This is a genomic window from bacterium (assembly GCA_030685015.1).
In the GTDB taxonomy this organism is placed as follows: Bacteria; CAIWAD01; CAIWAD01; order CAIWAD01; family CAIWAD01; genus CAIWAD01.
On the sequence record JAUXWS010000081.1, the window covers coordinates 1 to 15,448 of the forward strand.

The following is a 15,448-nucleotide window of genomic DNA, read 5'->3' on the forward strand; positions in this document are numbered from 1 at the left end:
GGTGCTGGCGGCGCGCGGCGTGGCGCGCGCGGACGCCGCGGACGCCCTGCGCGTGGCCTACCGGCAGGGCACGGGCCGCACCCGCGGCCAGATCCGCGCCTCTCGCCTCTTCCGGCCCCTCTTCTACTCGGCGCGGGTCCAGCGGCGCATGCTGGAGATCTTCTGTTCCCTGCCTGAACTGCGCTCGGTGGAATGGAGCGACATCTTCCGCCACACCCTGCTCGGCCTGCTGCGCAAACCGGGCCTCTGACCCGCTCAGCCGCCCCGGCCGCTCTCCGCGTTGCGCGCCAGCTGACACAGAAGGCCGCGGAAGACAAGGACGTGCAGGGGCCGGACGGCATGCCAGCAGGCCAGCCCCGCCAGTCCGGAGGGATGGAAGTCGGCACTCTGGCGGATGACGCTGCCGGCGCCGTCGGCCTCCACCTCGAAGTCCAGCCAGGCCCGGCCTGGCACTCTCATCTCGGCGAGCAGCCGCAGACGATGGGGCGGCTCGCACACCTAGACGCGCCAGAAGTCCAACGGATCGCCGGCCCGTAGCGGCCGGCCGATGGGGCGACCGCGGCGCATGCCGACACCTCCGGTGAGCAGGTCCAGCCAGCCACGCAACCGCCAGAGCAGGTTCCACGAGTACCAGCCGGCCGCTCCACCCAGCCCGGCGATGGGCGCGAAAGCCGCCGCGGGCTGCGTGTCCACATGCCGGCAGCGCTGGTCGACCAAGCGCGTGCCCACCCGCAGGCCGCCGTAGGAGGGAACAGATCCCGACGAACTGACCGCGTCCGACCAGCGGGTCTGGGCGAAGGCCCGCTCCTCGTCGCGCAAGGCGTCGCTGATCGCCTCGGCCGCGCCCCGGGGCCGCGTGTGGAAGAGGGCCGCCGCGGCGGGATCCCGCACGACGGTGGGATGGCGGATGCTGTCGATGAGCTTGCGGCCGACACGGGCGTAGAGCGGTGTCACCAGTCCCAGCCAGAGGCTGGACAGCCCCGGCGTGAGGACGGGCACGGGGATCATCCAGCGCCTCAGGCCACGCTGGCGGGTGTATTCGGCCATGAGGGCGCGGTAGGAGAGCACGTCGGCGCCGCCGTTCTCCACGACGCGGCTCTCCGCCAATTTCAGGTCCACCGCCTCGAGCAGGATCGCCACCAGGTCCTCGATGCCGATGGGCTGCGCCTCGACTTCCACCCAGCGCGGCATGATGAGGAGGGGCAGCTTCTCGGTCAGCGCACGGATCATCTCGAAGGACAGGCTGCCGGATCCGATGACGATGGAGGCGCGCAGTTCAAGGGTGGGCACGCCGCTTCCGCGCAGGATGCGGCCTACCTGCTGCCGGCTGCGCAGGTGGGGCGAGAGGTCTTCGCGCTCGTCACCCAGCCCCCCCAGATAGACGATGCCCTCCAGCCCCGCGCCCCGGGCCGCCGCCGCGAAACGCCGGGCCGACTCCTCCTCCTGCCGCTCGAAGCCGCTCCCGGACCCCATGGCGTGCACGAGAAGACGACCCGGGAGCATCCGGCCATCGCCCCGGATTGGCCAGCGGTGCCTGCCCCACGGGTGCCCGGATGGCGCGCCAGCGGCCTCGGCGGAAGCGCCGCGGTCTCCGGGCGACGACAGCGCGGCGCCGCACCCGTCAGCGCGCCGCCGCCTCGCCCAGGCGCCGCACCGGCCTTCCCACGATGTAGCCGCGGTAGCCCAGCGGCTCCAGCTGGAAACGCGGCGCCGCCTCGTCATCCCAGGCATAGCCCCAGCTTTCGGGCTGGTAGGATTGGATTTGTGCGTCCAGCTCGGCGATCGCCTCCTGGAAGGCGTCATCGTCGTAGGGCGGCCCCTGGAAGACCATCCACAGGCAGGGCGGCAGCTCGATGAGTTCAAAGCCCTCCGGCACCGGCCCCGGGTAGTCGTGCGCCACCTCCACCCCCTGGACGTAGCTCGAAGTGCCCATGGGGCGCAGGCTCCCCGGCAGCCAGAGACCCATCGGCTCATGCAGCGCCTCGGCCACGGACCCCAGCTGCTCCCAGACCTGGCAGCCCACTTCGTCGCAGTACTCGAAATAGTGCCTGGCCTGCACGCCGCGCTTGAGGATCAGCTTGCGGGCGGGGCGTTCCACCACCTGGACGAAGATGGCGGACGCGGGGCGGGATGTTGTCATGGCGGGGCCTCCTTGCACTGGATTCTGGTAGTAGGCGCGCATCCGCTCCGGCATGAACATCACCACGGGTGGCCGCTGCCGCTGATAGCTGCGCGGGGACAGGCCGAAGTGCCGTGTGAAGGCGCGCGTGAAGCCTTCATGGGAATCGAAATCGAAGTCGAAGGCCACATCGATGATGCGCACGGAGGGATCACCCAGGCTGCGGGCGGCGGCGCTGAGCCGGCGCAGGCGCAGGTAGGCGAAGGGCGTGTGGCCTGTCATCTCTTTGAAGAGCCGGCTGGCGTGCCAGGGTGAGCAGCCCGCCCGGCGGGCCAGGGCCAACAGCGTGACCGGCCGACCCAGGTTCTCCTCGATGTGGTCCTGCATGCGGCGGACCACATCGGCCCGCCCTGGCGGAGTCTGCATGGCGCCTCCTTCGCCCGTCAAGGTGACGAAAGGGCGACCGTTCTTCTTGACCGTGCTTGCTGACTTCGGGTCGGGGGTCGGTGCCAGGCCGGTGCCAGGTCGGTGCCAGGCCGGTGCCAGGTCGGTGCCAGGTCGGTGCCAGGCCGGTGCCAGGCCGGTGCCAGGCCGGTGCCAGGTCGGTGCCAGGTCGGTGCCAGGTCGGTGCCAGGCCGGTGCCAGGTTGGTGCCAGGTCGGTGCCAGGTTGGTGCCAGGTCGGTGCCAGGCCGGTGCCAGGCCGGTGCCAGGCCGGTGCCAGGCTCCAGTCCGCCTGCCATGACAACGGCCGGACCCCGCGAGGGATCCGGCCGTCCAATGTCCAACTCCCGGCGCACTCAGGGCTTGGCAATGCCCCACAAATGCTGCAGGGCGCGCTCCAGCTCCGGACCGAGCAGAGCGGGATCGCCCGTCTTCTCCGGCATGTTGTCGAAGACCGTGTAGGGGATCTTGTGGTCGCGCACCGTGATGTACCTGGGGTCGGCCGCCTCGATGGCGTCCCAGTCGTTGACCTTGTAGTAGAAGTCCATCTTGTCGTCGGGCAGGCTGTGGAAGAGGATGGAATCCTCCTGCCCCTTGCGCGCCCGCTTGCGGTTCTTGCGCACCGACTCCTCGTAGGGAACCTTGATGTACATCAGGCGGGAACGGCCCAGCAGCTCGTCGGAGAGGTAGCCCAGGGCCTCGCGGAAGCCGTCATCGCCGCCGCGGGCGAACTCGATGAGCGCCGTGTGCGTCTCATGGTAGCCCGGGTTGTAGGCCAGCTTCTTGGCGTACTCCAGGTTGATCCGCTCCAGGAACATGTTCCAGACGAAGTGCTCGTTGAAGTAGTACTTCGTGTCGGTGAACTTGCGCGGGCGGCCATGCTTGGAGTAGATGTCGTCGATCTCGAAGCACTCCCAGACGAAGACGAAGTCGTCGATCTCCTCGAAAGGGCCGATGTGGAAGCGCCGGGCGCGTTCCTCGTCGGAGCACTTCTTGAGGAAGTCGATCACCTCGGACTTGCCCGCCGCCGGGCGGCCGATGATGATCAGGTTCTCGAAGGTGTTGGCGGCCATGATTGCTCCTCGTGATGATTGGCTTGTCGTCGTGTTCAGTGGGCCCCGCCGCTCTTCCTGGCCGTCGGGTAGGCGTGCCAGACGCGGGTGGCCAGGTAGAGGCCCAGCGCCGCCACGGGGATCATGGCCAGGGGCCAGGCCCGCCAGTTGGCCGGGTCGGTGGCGGGGCCGATCAGCTGTCCCGCCTCGTCCAACTGCTGCTGCGGCAGGATGCCGGCGTAGGTGAAGCTCATCACGGCCGTGCCCAGGTAGACGAAGCCGTCGATGATGCCCACCGCCACGCCCACGTTGCGTGTGCCACCGAAATCCATGCTCGCCGTGCCCGACAGCATGCCGTGGACGCCGATGACGGCCATCGACATCACGATCACCATGAGCCCCACCACCGGCGAGACGTAGAGGAAGGCGAGCGCCGCCGATCCTACCAGCATGACGCCGTAGAGGAGGACGGCCACCGGACCGCGGCGGCTGCCGAAGATGTGGTCGGAGATGACGCCAGCCAGCACGCCGCCCAGAATGCCGGCGATGCAAAGGAGCAGGCCCCAGTTCTCGTAGACGAAGCTGTCCTTGAGGTGGAGGATGGCGTCCGTCTGCTTGGCGAAGGTGCGGTACCACTGCATGATCGCCTGGCGCAGGAAGCCGCTGCAGAATTCGATGCCGGCAATGGTCATGACGATGGGGTTGCGCAGCATCAGCTTGAAGACGGTGGTGGCGCCCAATTGCGGCCCCGTGTCGCCGCTGCTGGCGTCGCCCGTGTTGAAGTCCCGCTGGCCGGCCTGGCCGGGGGTGTCCCGCACCCAGAAGAAGTCGATGAGCCAGAAGATGCCCAGCAGGATGGCCGGCACGAAAAAGACCCAGGGCAGGCCGCGCACGGGGTCGGCCTCCGTGCGCAATCCTACGAGGATCATGCGGCTCCAATCGAAGGCGAAGTAGATGCCGAGGCTGATCAGGATGCCGAAGATGGCGCCGAAGACGCCGCGCTCCCGCACATGGAACCAGGCGGCGTTGACCTTGACGATGGCGACGGCGCCGAAGCTCTGGAAGTACATGTTGGCGCCGTAGAGGACGGCGAAGAGCGTGATGAAGTGCTCGGCGATCCAGGCCGAGGCGGGGCCGTGGTGCAGGACGGAAATGGTGGCCAGCCCCATCAGCGTGTTCATCACCAGGGCGCCGGCGGCCCCCATGAGGATGGAGAAGCGTCCGCCCAGCTTGTCCGTGAGCGGTCCGTTGATGATGAAGGAGAAACCGTAGATGACGGTGCCCACGCCGAAGATGACGCCGAAGTCGGCATTGCCCATCATCGCCTGGCCGCTCTGGCCCACGATGTCGGAGAAGGCGTGCTTGCTCACCTCCAGGTTGTAGCGCCCCATGTAGAGGAAGGCGTAGGTGAGGCCCAAGGGCAGCCAGTTGAGTACACGGCGCTGGCGATAGGCCGGGCTGTGGCCCACCTCGATCTTGGGCAGGCGCATGAGCACCACCGTCACCGCGGCGAGCAGCAACAGGATGGGAAGGATGTTGGACAACCAGACTGGCATGGTTCCTCGCGTCTGTTGGTTGATGGATGATCAGGGCAGGCGCGTGAAGCGGCCGCCGACGGGGGGGATCACCTCCGGGTGCGCCTCTAGCCAGGCGCAGACGGCGGTGAAAAGTGTGCCCTCCCGCTCCTTGGGCTGCGTCGGCGTGAAGCCCAGGTACTTGTCGGCCAGGCTGAGGACGTAGTCCGCCGTGGCCACGTGGTAGATGGCGGCGGGGTCCACCGCCCGTCCGCCCACCCGCACCTCCACCAGCTCGGCGCCCTGTGCCCCGTCGCGATAGGTGCAGGCGACGCCGGAGAGCTGGAGGATGCCCTGGGTCTCACGCAGGCTGGCCTCGGCGTTGGTGCGCAGGATGGTGAGCAGCTCCACGCCCGTGCAGTTGAAGAGCGCGATGGTGTTGCGGAAAGGCAGGATCTGCTTGATGTCCAACTTCATGATCGGCCCGGCGGCCAGATCGGCGCGCAGACCGCCGCTGTTGAGGAGGGCCACGTCGGCGTCGGTCAGGCCGCGCAGGGCGTCGCACATCCAGTTGCCCAGCGGACTCTCCAGGTAGTAGCTCCGTCCCAGCGCCTGGGCCGCCCGGCCCACCACCACCGCGTACTCGGCGTCGATCTGCTGCCGGTGATGGGCCACCTGGCCCGCCAGGACCGGGTCGGGCGAGGCCACGTCGCGCTCGTAGAGTGGAATGAGCCGGCCCTGGTGGGAGACGACGCGGTCGTGCTCCACCATGAGGTCGATGCGGCCCAGGTCGCGGGCGTAGGAGCCGGCCTGCGCGACGAGGACGCCGTTGACGAGGCGCGGCTCGCGCAGCCGGGTGTGGGAGTGGCCGCCGACGATGAGGTCGACGCCCTCGACGCGGGTGGCGAGCAGGCTGTCCGCCTGCCAGCCCTGGTGCGTGAGCAGGATGAGGAAGTCGGTCACGGGGTCCAGCGCGACCACCGCCGCGCGGGCCGCCTCCGCCACCGGCCGCACCTCGATGCCGGCCATGAGGGCGGGGCTGATCTCGTCGGCCAGGTCCTCCAGGATGAGGCCGACCACGCCCACGCGGAGGCCGCCCCGCTCGAGGACGACCCAGGGCGCGGGGGCCAGCGGGACGCCGTTCCTGGCCAGGTTGGCGGAGACGACAGGAAACTCGGCCAGTGCGATGAGCTGCTCCAGGGCCGCCACCCCGTTGTCGAAATCGTGGTTGCCGATGGTGGAGGCGTCGAAGCCCACCGCGTTCATCATCTGGAGGAAGGCCCCGCCCTCCACGCCCGCCGCTTCCACTTCCGACAGCGGCGTGCCCGTCAACCAATCCCCGGCGTCCAGCACGAGGACGGCCTCGCTCGCCGCCCGCTCCCGGGCCACCGCGTCCTGCAGGGCGACCATGCCGCCGATGAGGGGCTTGGGATCCTCCCGGCTCCAGGCCGCCTCCTCTGGCAGGTAGCGGGTGTGCAGGTCGTTGACATGAAGGATGGTGAGCGGCCTGGGCTGGGCCAGGGCCGTTGTCGCCAGGAGGAAGAGGGCCAGGGTCGGGGTGGTCCGCTGAAAATGTGTCACGGTGCGCTCCGGCCGTTGGTGTTGGGCGGACAATATAGGGGAGTTCCGGTCAGGAGGGCGTGTGGGCGGATCCGGGGCGGCACCATTTGCCGAGGTGTCCGACCATGGGTCGGACACCTGATCGGCAATCCAGACAGCCCCCGTCTCCCTCCCCACTTGGGGCATCAGATCGCCCGTCCGGCGCGACACTCGCCCGCCGGGATATTCTCCGGCTCTGGCGAGACGCACCCATTGCCGGCTGTCTTGCCGAAGGGCCGTACAGCCGGGCGGCAACACCTGCCAGGGTGTCCGACCCATGGTCGGACACGTGGTCCGCCCTCCTCACACAGGAGCGGCCCTCCTCTCGACCTGTCCGCCGCTGTCAAGCCGCCACCCCATCATTTCCCTTGCAGCCGCCCCGCTCCTTTCCGTCTTTGCTGCCGTGGCACCGGCACCCTTCATCCTGACGCTCCTCCTGCTCATCACCGGCTCCGCCGCCGCGGCCCGGCCGCTGGTGGTGGCGGCGGGGGACAGCCTCGTGCTGGAGGGCGCCACCCTGACGGCCAGCCGCACACGACCCGCCGCCCTCGTGCAGGGCACCCTCATCCTGCGGGACTGCGTGGTGGAGGGCAAGGCGGGGGGAGCATCGCTCCTGGTCTGCGAAGGGCACGAGGCGCGCCTCGTCGTGGAGCGGTGCCGGCTGTGGGCCAGGCCCAGATCGCGCTGGGCAGGATGGGCCAAGGCGCCGGACGATGCGGCGGACACCCGTCCGGCGAAGCGGACAGCCCTTCCCCCGCTGGTGGAGCTGCGCGGCGGCCACGCCGAGCTATCCTCCAGCACCCTCTGGGCCCTGGGCGATGGGCCGCTGGTGCAGGTGGCGGCGGGTGCCACGGCGCGCCTGGCCTCCTGCCTGTTGGGGGGAGGCGGCCCCGCAGCCATCCAAGCCGAGGACGCCCGCTCCGTCGAGCTGGCCTGGTGTCTGGGCGACCGCGCGGCTCCGCCCGATGCGCCGGCCCGGGCCGGGCACCGCATCGTGTCCGACCTGGGCCTGGTGGACCCCCGCCGCGGGGACTTTCACCTCCGCTGGAACTCGCCGGCCCTGGACGCGGGCGATCCCGCCGCGCCCCTGGACTTCGACCTCACCCGCCCCGACATCGGCTGGACCCCCACCTACCCCGTCACACCCCTCAGCGGCGTCCACCAGGGACCTTTGGAGCGGGGATGGTACGAGGTGGTCGAGGACTGTGCCATCCTGGATGAGGATCTGATCATCCCCGACGGAACGGTCATCCGGGTGACTCCCGGCAAGACCTTGAGCCTGTCCGCCCAAGGGGCCCCCTCCAATGGCTACCACATTCAGGTTGGTGACTTGGAGGGTGCACGGACCGCACTGGTGGGAAAGACCGATCTCACCCAGCAAACGGGTGCAGCGGCCTTCCATTTCGGATCCAGCGCCACCTATCCTCATCAGGCTGAGGTGACCTTCAATGGCGTCCTGTTCCACTATGCGCCTGAAGGAGGGCTTTACTTCACTCACAGTGATGTGGATCTTGACGGGGAGACATCGCGCTTTTCCCATTACCGGAACCGGGGATTGCAGTTTTACAACAATTGTGTCGGTCGTGTGGCAGATTTTGACTTCAGAGGATCGCTCAATACGACTGAGGATACTCTTGGCGTGGGATTCCTGGACATCTACAACTCAGCCGTGGATGTCGTGAACTGCCAGTTCGAAGCGATGGCGGGATCCTTTCCGTCCAGCATCTTCCAGTACAATTCCTGCTTGGGTCGCGAGCCCGTCATCAGCCACTGCCGTTTCCAGGGTGTCAGCGCCTACGCCCTGGAGGCGCATCTTCCCGTCTACCTGTTCAATGTGACCAGCCACCAGCACCACAACCTTTACGACAACCTCAGCTCCGGGGCCATGTGGTTGACCGACACCTATTTGCACATGAACAATGGTGCCGTGAACCGCTTCTTCCGGCGCCCGGATTATGACAGGAATTGGGCGATCATTCAAGGTTACCCAAATAGCGCCTATGTCGACATGGAATGTGGATATAATGCTTTTGTTGATTATAGAATTCAGGAACCTCCTTATCGGAATTTTATAGAGGGCAGTTGTGCCGGCACGGACTGGAACAACAATTACTGGGGAACCACGTGTTACAACACCATTCCGCCCCAGGGTTTGATTCCTTCCTACGCCGTGGCCAACACCAACTTGAGCACCTGCTACAATGCCCACATCCCCTGCCCGGGCCAGGGGGGCGAGATCCCCTTGTACCTGGCGGGGAAGGGCGCGGCGGATGTGGGCAACTTCGAGGCGGCCGTCACCTACTGGATCCAGTTCCTGGTCGACCACCCCGTCAGTGCCTACGCCTTGTCGGTGGCCGGCCTGGTCAAGAGCATCGGCTTGACCACGCCCTTTGGCGCGGACGCCTATGATTCCATCCGGCTGGGCCTGGAGGCGGCCGCGGTGGCGGCCGAGCCCACCGATCCGCACCTGGCCATCTTCGAGCTGTGCAGCGGCCTGTGCGTGGAGGCCTGGCACGGGGACCGGGCCTGGGCCGTGGATGCCCTGGACAGCCTGGCCAGCCTGACCAAGGACCCGGCGGATGCGAAGACCATCGAGGCCGCCCAGCTGGAGATCCAGACCTATCCGCCCCAGGGTCAGACCTCGGCCCTGGGCGCTCCCCTGGCCCAGGTGGGGCGCACCCTGGCCCTGCAGCGGTCCTTGGCATCACTGCGGCAGACCCTGATCGGCGGACCCTTGCCGGCGGCCGCGCCCGAGGATGGGGCCGCCCCCGGCCGGCCCCGCCGCCTGGGCATCGCCTCCTGCCACCCCAACCCCTTCAACCCCGCCACGAGCATCGAGATCGACCTGCCGGAGCCGGCCCAGCTCACGCTGCGTGTGCACAATATCCAGGGGCAATGGGTGGGGACTCTGTGCGACGAGGGGCGGCCGGCGGGCCGCCATGCCTTCCGCTTCGATGGCGGGCACCTGGGATCGGGCTTGTACTTTGTCCGCGCCGAGGCCTCGGGACAGGTCGCCACCACCAAGATCATGCTGGTGAAATGACCACGCTGCGCACATGGCTGGCGGTGGCCTGGGGGCTGCCGCCGGCTCTTCTGCCGCCGGCCCTTCTGCCGGCGGCCGTGTTGCCGGTGCCGGACGGGCATCCGACCATCCAGGCGGCCCTGGACGCGGCGGCGGCGGGGGACACGGTGCTGGTGGCGCGGGGCCACTACCACGAGCGGCTGGTGATGCCGCCACGGGACATCTGCCTGATCTCCGACATCCTGGTGACGGGGGACACCCTGGCCCTGGAGGAGACCATCATCGACGGGGATCTACAGGGCTCCACCATCACGATCAACACATCACCTATTTATGATTATTCTATAGTTGGATTCACAATCAGTGGGGGATTGGGAGGATTTAGGATTGGCGGAGGAATCCATATTGTTGAAGCTGGCAATGTCGTGCTTAAGCACCTGAAATTTGATGGAAATACTAGTGTGTTTAGTGGTGCGGGGGTGTTGGCTTCAGCTCCTATGAATATAAGCCTTGAGTTCATGAAAATCGGTTCAAACGAGACCTCGGGGACTATAATTTCTGTGTACTCGTTGGGAAAAACATATTTTCGTGGTCTGTCTGTCAGATCACCGTGCCCACACAATGTTTTGAGCGCACACGCCGCCGATACCTTGATTGTCCGCGAAATCCTTATTGCCAATCAAAACCGGGCACCCAGCCTTGTGCTTGGCACCACCGGCCAACACAACAACGGCCACACGGATGTTCGAGACATCACCCTGCGCAACAACACCTTCTCCACGGGCACGGTCATGCGCGTGGGGTCGACCTCGCGCATCAAGGCGCGCAACATCTGGTGGACGGACAACCGCCAGACGGGGCATTCCTTCCCCTATGCCTCGGTGACAGGCGTGTACCTGGACGCCCTGTCGGACGTGGACGCGGACAGTGTGTACTTCCTGCGCAACCGGACCTCCATCGGCCAAGCGGCGGGCGGCATCGTCTCAGGACAGGGCATGGCCCATGTCAAGCATCTGGTCGTCCGGGACTGTGTGGTGGGGGACAGCACCTATGTGAACACCCAGGTCACGAACAGCAATGCCCTGTTTTATACGAATCCCGGAATCGTCACCCACTCGGAGTTCAGCAACAACGTCTTCATCAATGCCCCCAACCCCGACAACCCACTGGAGGATTGGAAAGGCGCTTCCCTGTTGACGATGCATCCATCATGGCTTCTGGACAGTTGCCGCTTCATCAACAATCATGTCATTGAGTTGTCAGACTACGCCGCAATTGGGTTGCCCATGTCAGGAAAGGAGGGCCGCCTCGTTGCGGTGAGTCCTTCTACTTTGCGCAACTTCCGGATCAGCAATTGTGTCTTCGAGGGGAATCGAAACTCCAACATGGCGCCGGAATATCATTGGACCTGGAACGTGGTTTATGGGGCTGCGACAAACATTGGATCAATGATCAAGTTCTACCTTGATCCTTACCTTGTGAATACCAATTACAGGATGGAGAACTGCCTGTTCCGCGACAACGACGAGGGCGGGGTGGACATCCGCGGCAATGACTTCACCATGCGGAATGTGGCGCTGATCAATGGGTCCAGGCTGGGTGTCCGCGCCTCAGTCCGCAGCATCCGCATGGACAATGTGTTGATCGACGGTGTGCGGGCGGTGGATCCCATTCCGCTGGAGTCGGAGCAGATGGCTCTGCTCATCTGGAGCGATGATTCATCCCATGTCACGAACACCACCATCCTGAACTGCGATACGCCATATCTGGTGCAGCCCGGCTATCGCACGCAACTTGGGGTGGAAAGGGGTCGGGTGGTGTTCACCAATTGCTTGTTCCGGGACAACACCTATGGCGCGATGGAGGCCGATCCCAGGGGCTTTGGCCCCATGGACGACGGTCAACCCTTGCCCGGCATCTACCGCCACAGCCTGCTGCCAGAGCCCCGCCTGCTGCAGGACCAGTGCCTGGTGGCGGTGGATCCCCTTTTCGATGAGATCCTGGGCGCGCCCTTCCTCTCCCCTGAATCCCCCTGCGTGGATGCGGGCCACCCGGCGTCGGCCTATGAGGACCCCGAGGACCCGGACAACCCCGGCTTCGCCCTCTGGCCCAGCCAGGGCACTCTGCGAAATGACATGGGCTTCACGGGTGGGCCCCACGCCGCCCTCTACGACACCACTTGGACCCACCTTCCCACGTGGGAGCCGAAAGTGCGACCCCCGGTTTTTTCCCTGGGCGCGCCCTGGCCCAACCCCTTCAACCCCGTGACGCACATCCCCCTCACGCTCCTGCGTCCCATGCCCGTCCGCCTCGTCGTGCACAACCTGCTGGGGCAGCAGGTGGCCGTCCTGGTCGATGGCCTCCTGCCGGCGGGCACGCACCACCTGCCCTTCCAGGCCGGTCGCCTGGCAAGCGGCCTCTATCTGGTCACGTTGGAGGCGGCGGGGCGGGCGCAGACGAGGACGGTGACGCTGCTACGCTGATGCTGGGCGAATTCCCACCGAGGCAACAATCTCCAACAAGCAGTGCCCTGCATCGCATGGCGCGGGTAACGCTGCGTCAGCTCTGCCCGATGGGAAAGACCGCCCAGAGCAAGTGCAGGGCACCCGTGTCCTTGACGAACACATCTGTCACGCGCGCCGCGCCGAACTGGGCCTCCAGGGCGTGCAAGCGCGTGAGCAGGGACTCCAGGGCGCTGACGGTGGACGTGTGCCCGATGGCGGCAATGCGCTGCTACTTGCCTGGGAAAGCGCTTGTTTGTACTGCATGTCCAAATGCAGGATGTGCACCAGCCACCACTGCCGCAGGTAGTGCTTCAGCTCAAGCAACACCGATTCGCCACCATCCTCCAGCTCTGCGCAGAACCCAGCCACCGCCGCAATATAGGCCGTGTGCTCAGCCCGGTGCGCAGCCAGCCCCGGATAGCCAGCCTGAGCCATCAGCAGCTCTTCCTCCTCGAAGTGCCCCTGCGCGTACGCTGTCAATCGCGTCAAGACGTCATCCAGTATCTCCCGACTTGCCGAACCATCAATATTATACAGATCTTGCAGAATTCGGAAAATCTCCTTGTGTTGGAAATCCAGACTCGCAACACCCACGCTGTACGACGCTGTCCACTCCGATTCCCAATTCATGATTCCTCCTGCAGTTGCTCCCCGTCCCGCGTTACAGGACCATCGCCGCCAGGCGCGGCCAACTCTGCAAGTATCGGCCGGCTCGGTTCTACATTTGAACCATGTCAAAAAGAAAACTGCCATTTCCATGTGGGAGGTTCAATTCGGCCCGCAATGCTTCCGATACCTGTCCCCGAATCTGGCGTGAGTCAGCGACCGTCACGCAGCACAGATCGAAGCGATTGGAGGACCCCATGACGCGAATCCTCGAACAGACTCCCATCCGGCGCAAGATGCTCGCAGCCCTCGCCCCGCCTTTGGCCGGCATGCTCGCTTTCGTGCTCCTGCTGGCTGGCGCGCGCATGAAGACAGTCACGGACAGCCGCTTGCAAGTCCAGCTCAGTCAGCTCAGCGCCGAAACCAGCGCTCTTGTCCACGAATTGCAGCGCGAACGCGGTCTCTCCGCCGGCTGGCTCGGCGGGAACCGCGCCTTCGCCGACGCGCTGGGCGCCCAGCGGCCTGAAACCGACCGCCGGCTCAAGGCCCTCGCCGCCAGTCTTGATGGCCGCCTCCACGCTGAAGTACGTCGCGCTTTCGAGGGATCCGCACCGCTCGATCCGCCCACCGCCACCACCCTCGCCGATCTCCGGTGGCGCGTCGACGAGCACACCCTCACTGGCGCCCAGGCAACAGAGCCCTACACCGACTGGATCCAAGGCCTGCTCCGCGCCGTCGAACAGCTCGGAACCATCGATGCCGACCCGCGCCTACTGCGCATCCGAAGCGCCTACGCCTTCCTGCTCCAAGCCAAGGAACGCGCTGGCCAAGAGCGCGCCGTCGGTGCGATCGGACACGCAGAAGGCCTCTTCCGCCCCGAAATCCATCAGCGCTTCCTCGCCCTGCTCGCCGAACAGAACGCCTACGCCGAGCTCTTCACCCGCGACGCACTCCCCGACGCCCGCCAAGCCCTCGAAGCTGTCGAAAATGGTCCCGCCGGCAGAACCCTTCGCACCCTGCGCGACGCGGCGATCGCCAGCCGAACCCACGACACACCCCTGGTCGCCAGCGCCGACGACTGGTTCACTGCCGCCACCACCCGCATCGACGGCCTCAGGTCCGTCGAAGATCTCGTCACACGCCAGCTCGTCGACGAAGCCGGACACCTCGCACGCCAGGCCGGAACCGCCCTCGGATCCTTCCTGCTTCTGGCCGGACTGCTCGCTGGCGTCAGCCTCGGCCTCGCCCTGCTCGTCGTGCGCTCCACCGCCGGGCCTCTTGTCGGAATCACCGCCGCCATGGGCCGCCTCGCCAACGGCGACACCGATCTCGACATCCCCGGCCTTGGCCGCGGCGACGAGGTCGGACGCATGGCTGCCGCCGTCGAGATCTTCCGCGAGAACGCGGTCCGCATCCGCGCCCTCGAAGCCGAGCAAGCCGAACAGGAACAGCGCACCGCCGCCGAGAAAAAGCGCGCCATGGACGAACTCGCTCGCGCCTTCGAAGACAGCGTCGGCACCATCGTCGGCACTGTCTCCTCCGCCGCCGTCGAACTCGAAGCCACCGCACGCTCCATGTCCGCCATCGCCGAAGAAGTCAACGCCCAGTCCGTATCCGTCGCCGCGGCGTCCGAACAGGCCACCGTCAATGTCCAATCCGTCGCTGCCGCCGCCGAGGAACTCAGCGCATCAATCGGCGAAATCCGCCGGCAGTCCACCGGTGCCGCCGACACCGCCGACAATGCCGTCCGCCAAGTCCAGGAAGCCGTTGAGCAGGTCCGCGACCTGGCCGTGGCCGCCGGCGAAATCGGCAAGGTCGTCGAACTCATCAAGGCCGTCGCCGATCAGACTAACCTGCTCGCCCTCAATGCCACGATCGAGGCGGCCCGCGCCGGCGATGCCGGCAAAGGATTCGCCGTCGTTGCCGCTGAAGTCAAAACCCTCGCCAACCAAACCGCAGGCGCGACCGACGAGATCGCCACCCAGGTCGGCACAGTCCAGGAAAAAACCCGATCCGCCGCCGATGTCATCGACGCCATCGGCCGCGTCATCGTCAATCTCAATGAGAATGCCGGCGCCATCTCCGGATCCGTAGAGCAACAAAGCGACGCCACCGGCGAAATCGCGAGAAATGTCGAACAGGCCGCCGCAGGAACCCGCGAGGTCGGCGCCAGCATCGCCGGCGTCAACCAAGCTGCCAACGAAGCCGGATCGGCCGCCGCACAGGTGCTGTCCGCTTCACGGGAGCTCGCAGCCAACGCCGCGTGCCTCAAGGCCGAGGTCGACGGGTTCATCCAGCGCATCCGCGCCGCATGAGTCCGGCTGCAGGACTTGTCGCTCACGCGAGAATCTCTCCGTGCGCCCCACAGACCAAAAGGCGAGCCCCAAGAACACCCCATTCGATTGGTTGCCCCAAGGAACACGCATCGGTGTGTCGCCCCCGGTTCTTTGGACACGGTTTTAGACATCAGGCGACCTGCCTGACGGTGGCGGCTTGACGGGCCTCGAAGGGAGTCAGATAGCCCAGCTTTTCGAGCCGCCAATGGGCATTGTAGCGATCCACGAAGTCGGCAACGGCGTGCCGGAGTTCC

9 protein-coding genes and 1 pseudogene are annotated in these 15,448 nt (G+C 66.3%); 4 read left to right on the forward strand and 6 right to left on the reverse strand.

Features of this window, described 5'->3' with window-relative positions:
* On the forward strand, positions 1–250 hold a 250-nt coding region (locus Q8O14_11660), incomplete at its 5' end, for a hypothetical protein (protein ID MDP2361383.1).
* Positions 251–255: 5 nt separating this feature from the next.
* On the opposite strand, the pseudogene Q8O14_11665 reads toward Q8O14_11660, so the two are convergent.
* The 5 genes and pseudogenes from Q8O14_11665 to Q8O14_11685 form a co-directional block, all read right to left on the reverse strand.
* A pseudogene (locus Q8O14_11665) lies at positions 256–1,008 on the reverse strand (SDR family oxidoreductase).
* Between the two features lie 613 nt (positions 1,009–1,621).
* On the reverse strand, positions 1,622–2,545 hold the full coding sequence (locus tag Q8O14_11670) for an AraC family transcriptional regulator (GenBank protein MDP2361384.1): 924 nt from the start codon (positions 2,543–2,545) through the stop codon (positions 1,622–1,624).
* A gap of 372 nt (positions 2,546–2,917) precedes the next feature.
* Positions 2,918–3,634 (reverse strand): hypothetical protein, encoded by a 717-nt coding sequence (locus tag Q8O14_11675; protein ID MDP2361385.1) that lies wholly within the window; start codon positions 3,632–3,634, stop codon positions 2,918–2,920.
* Between the two features lie 35 nt (positions 3,635–3,669).
* Positions 3,670–5,169 (reverse strand): MFS transporter, encoded by a 1,500-nt coding sequence (locus Q8O14_11680; GenBank protein ID MDP2361386.1) that lies wholly within the window; start codon positions 5,167–5,169, stop codon positions 3,670–3,672.
* A 30-nt stretch (positions 5,170–5,199) separates the two neighbouring features.
* Positions 5,200–6,708, reverse strand: coding sequence for a bifunctional UDP-sugar hydrolase/5'-nucleotidase (locus tag Q8O14_11685; protein ID MDP2361387.1), 1,509 nt, complete (start codon positions 6,706–6,708; stop codon positions 5,200–5,202).
* Positions 6,709–7,129: 421 nt separating this feature from the next.
* On the opposite strand from Q8O14_11685, the gene Q8O14_11690 reads away from it, so the two are divergent.
* Entirely contained in the window at positions 7,130–9,769 is a 2,640-nt protein-coding gene (locus tag Q8O14_11690; protein ID MDP2361388.1) for a T9SS type A sorting domain-containing protein, read from the forward strand.
* Positions 9,766–12,231 carry a hypothetical protein gene (locus tag Q8O14_11695; protein MDP2361389.1) on the forward strand — a complete coding sequence of 822 codons (2,466 nt, stop codon included), beginning with the start codon at positions 9,766–9,768 and terminating at the stop codon, positions 12,229–12,231. The genes Q8O14_11690 and Q8O14_11695 overlap by 4 nt, the downstream gene beginning before the upstream one ends.
* A gap of 147 nt (positions 12,232–12,378) precedes the next feature.
* On the opposite strand, the gene Q8O14_11700 is transcribed toward Q8O14_11695, so the two are convergent.
* Positions 12,379–12,882, reverse strand: a complete 504-nt coding sequence (locus Q8O14_11700) for a bacteriohemerythrin (protein MDP2361390.1) — start codon at positions 12,880–12,882, stop codon at positions 12,379–12,381.
* A 233-nt stretch (positions 12,883–13,115) separates the two neighbouring features.
* Between Q8O14_11700 and Q8O14_11705 the strand changes: the two genes are divergently transcribed.
* Entirely contained in the window at positions 13,116–15,173 is a 2,058-nt protein-coding gene (locus tag Q8O14_11705; GenBank protein ID MDP2361391.1) for a nitrate- and nitrite sensing domain-containing protein, read from the forward strand.
* Positions 15,174–15,448: the final 275 nt, after the last annotated feature.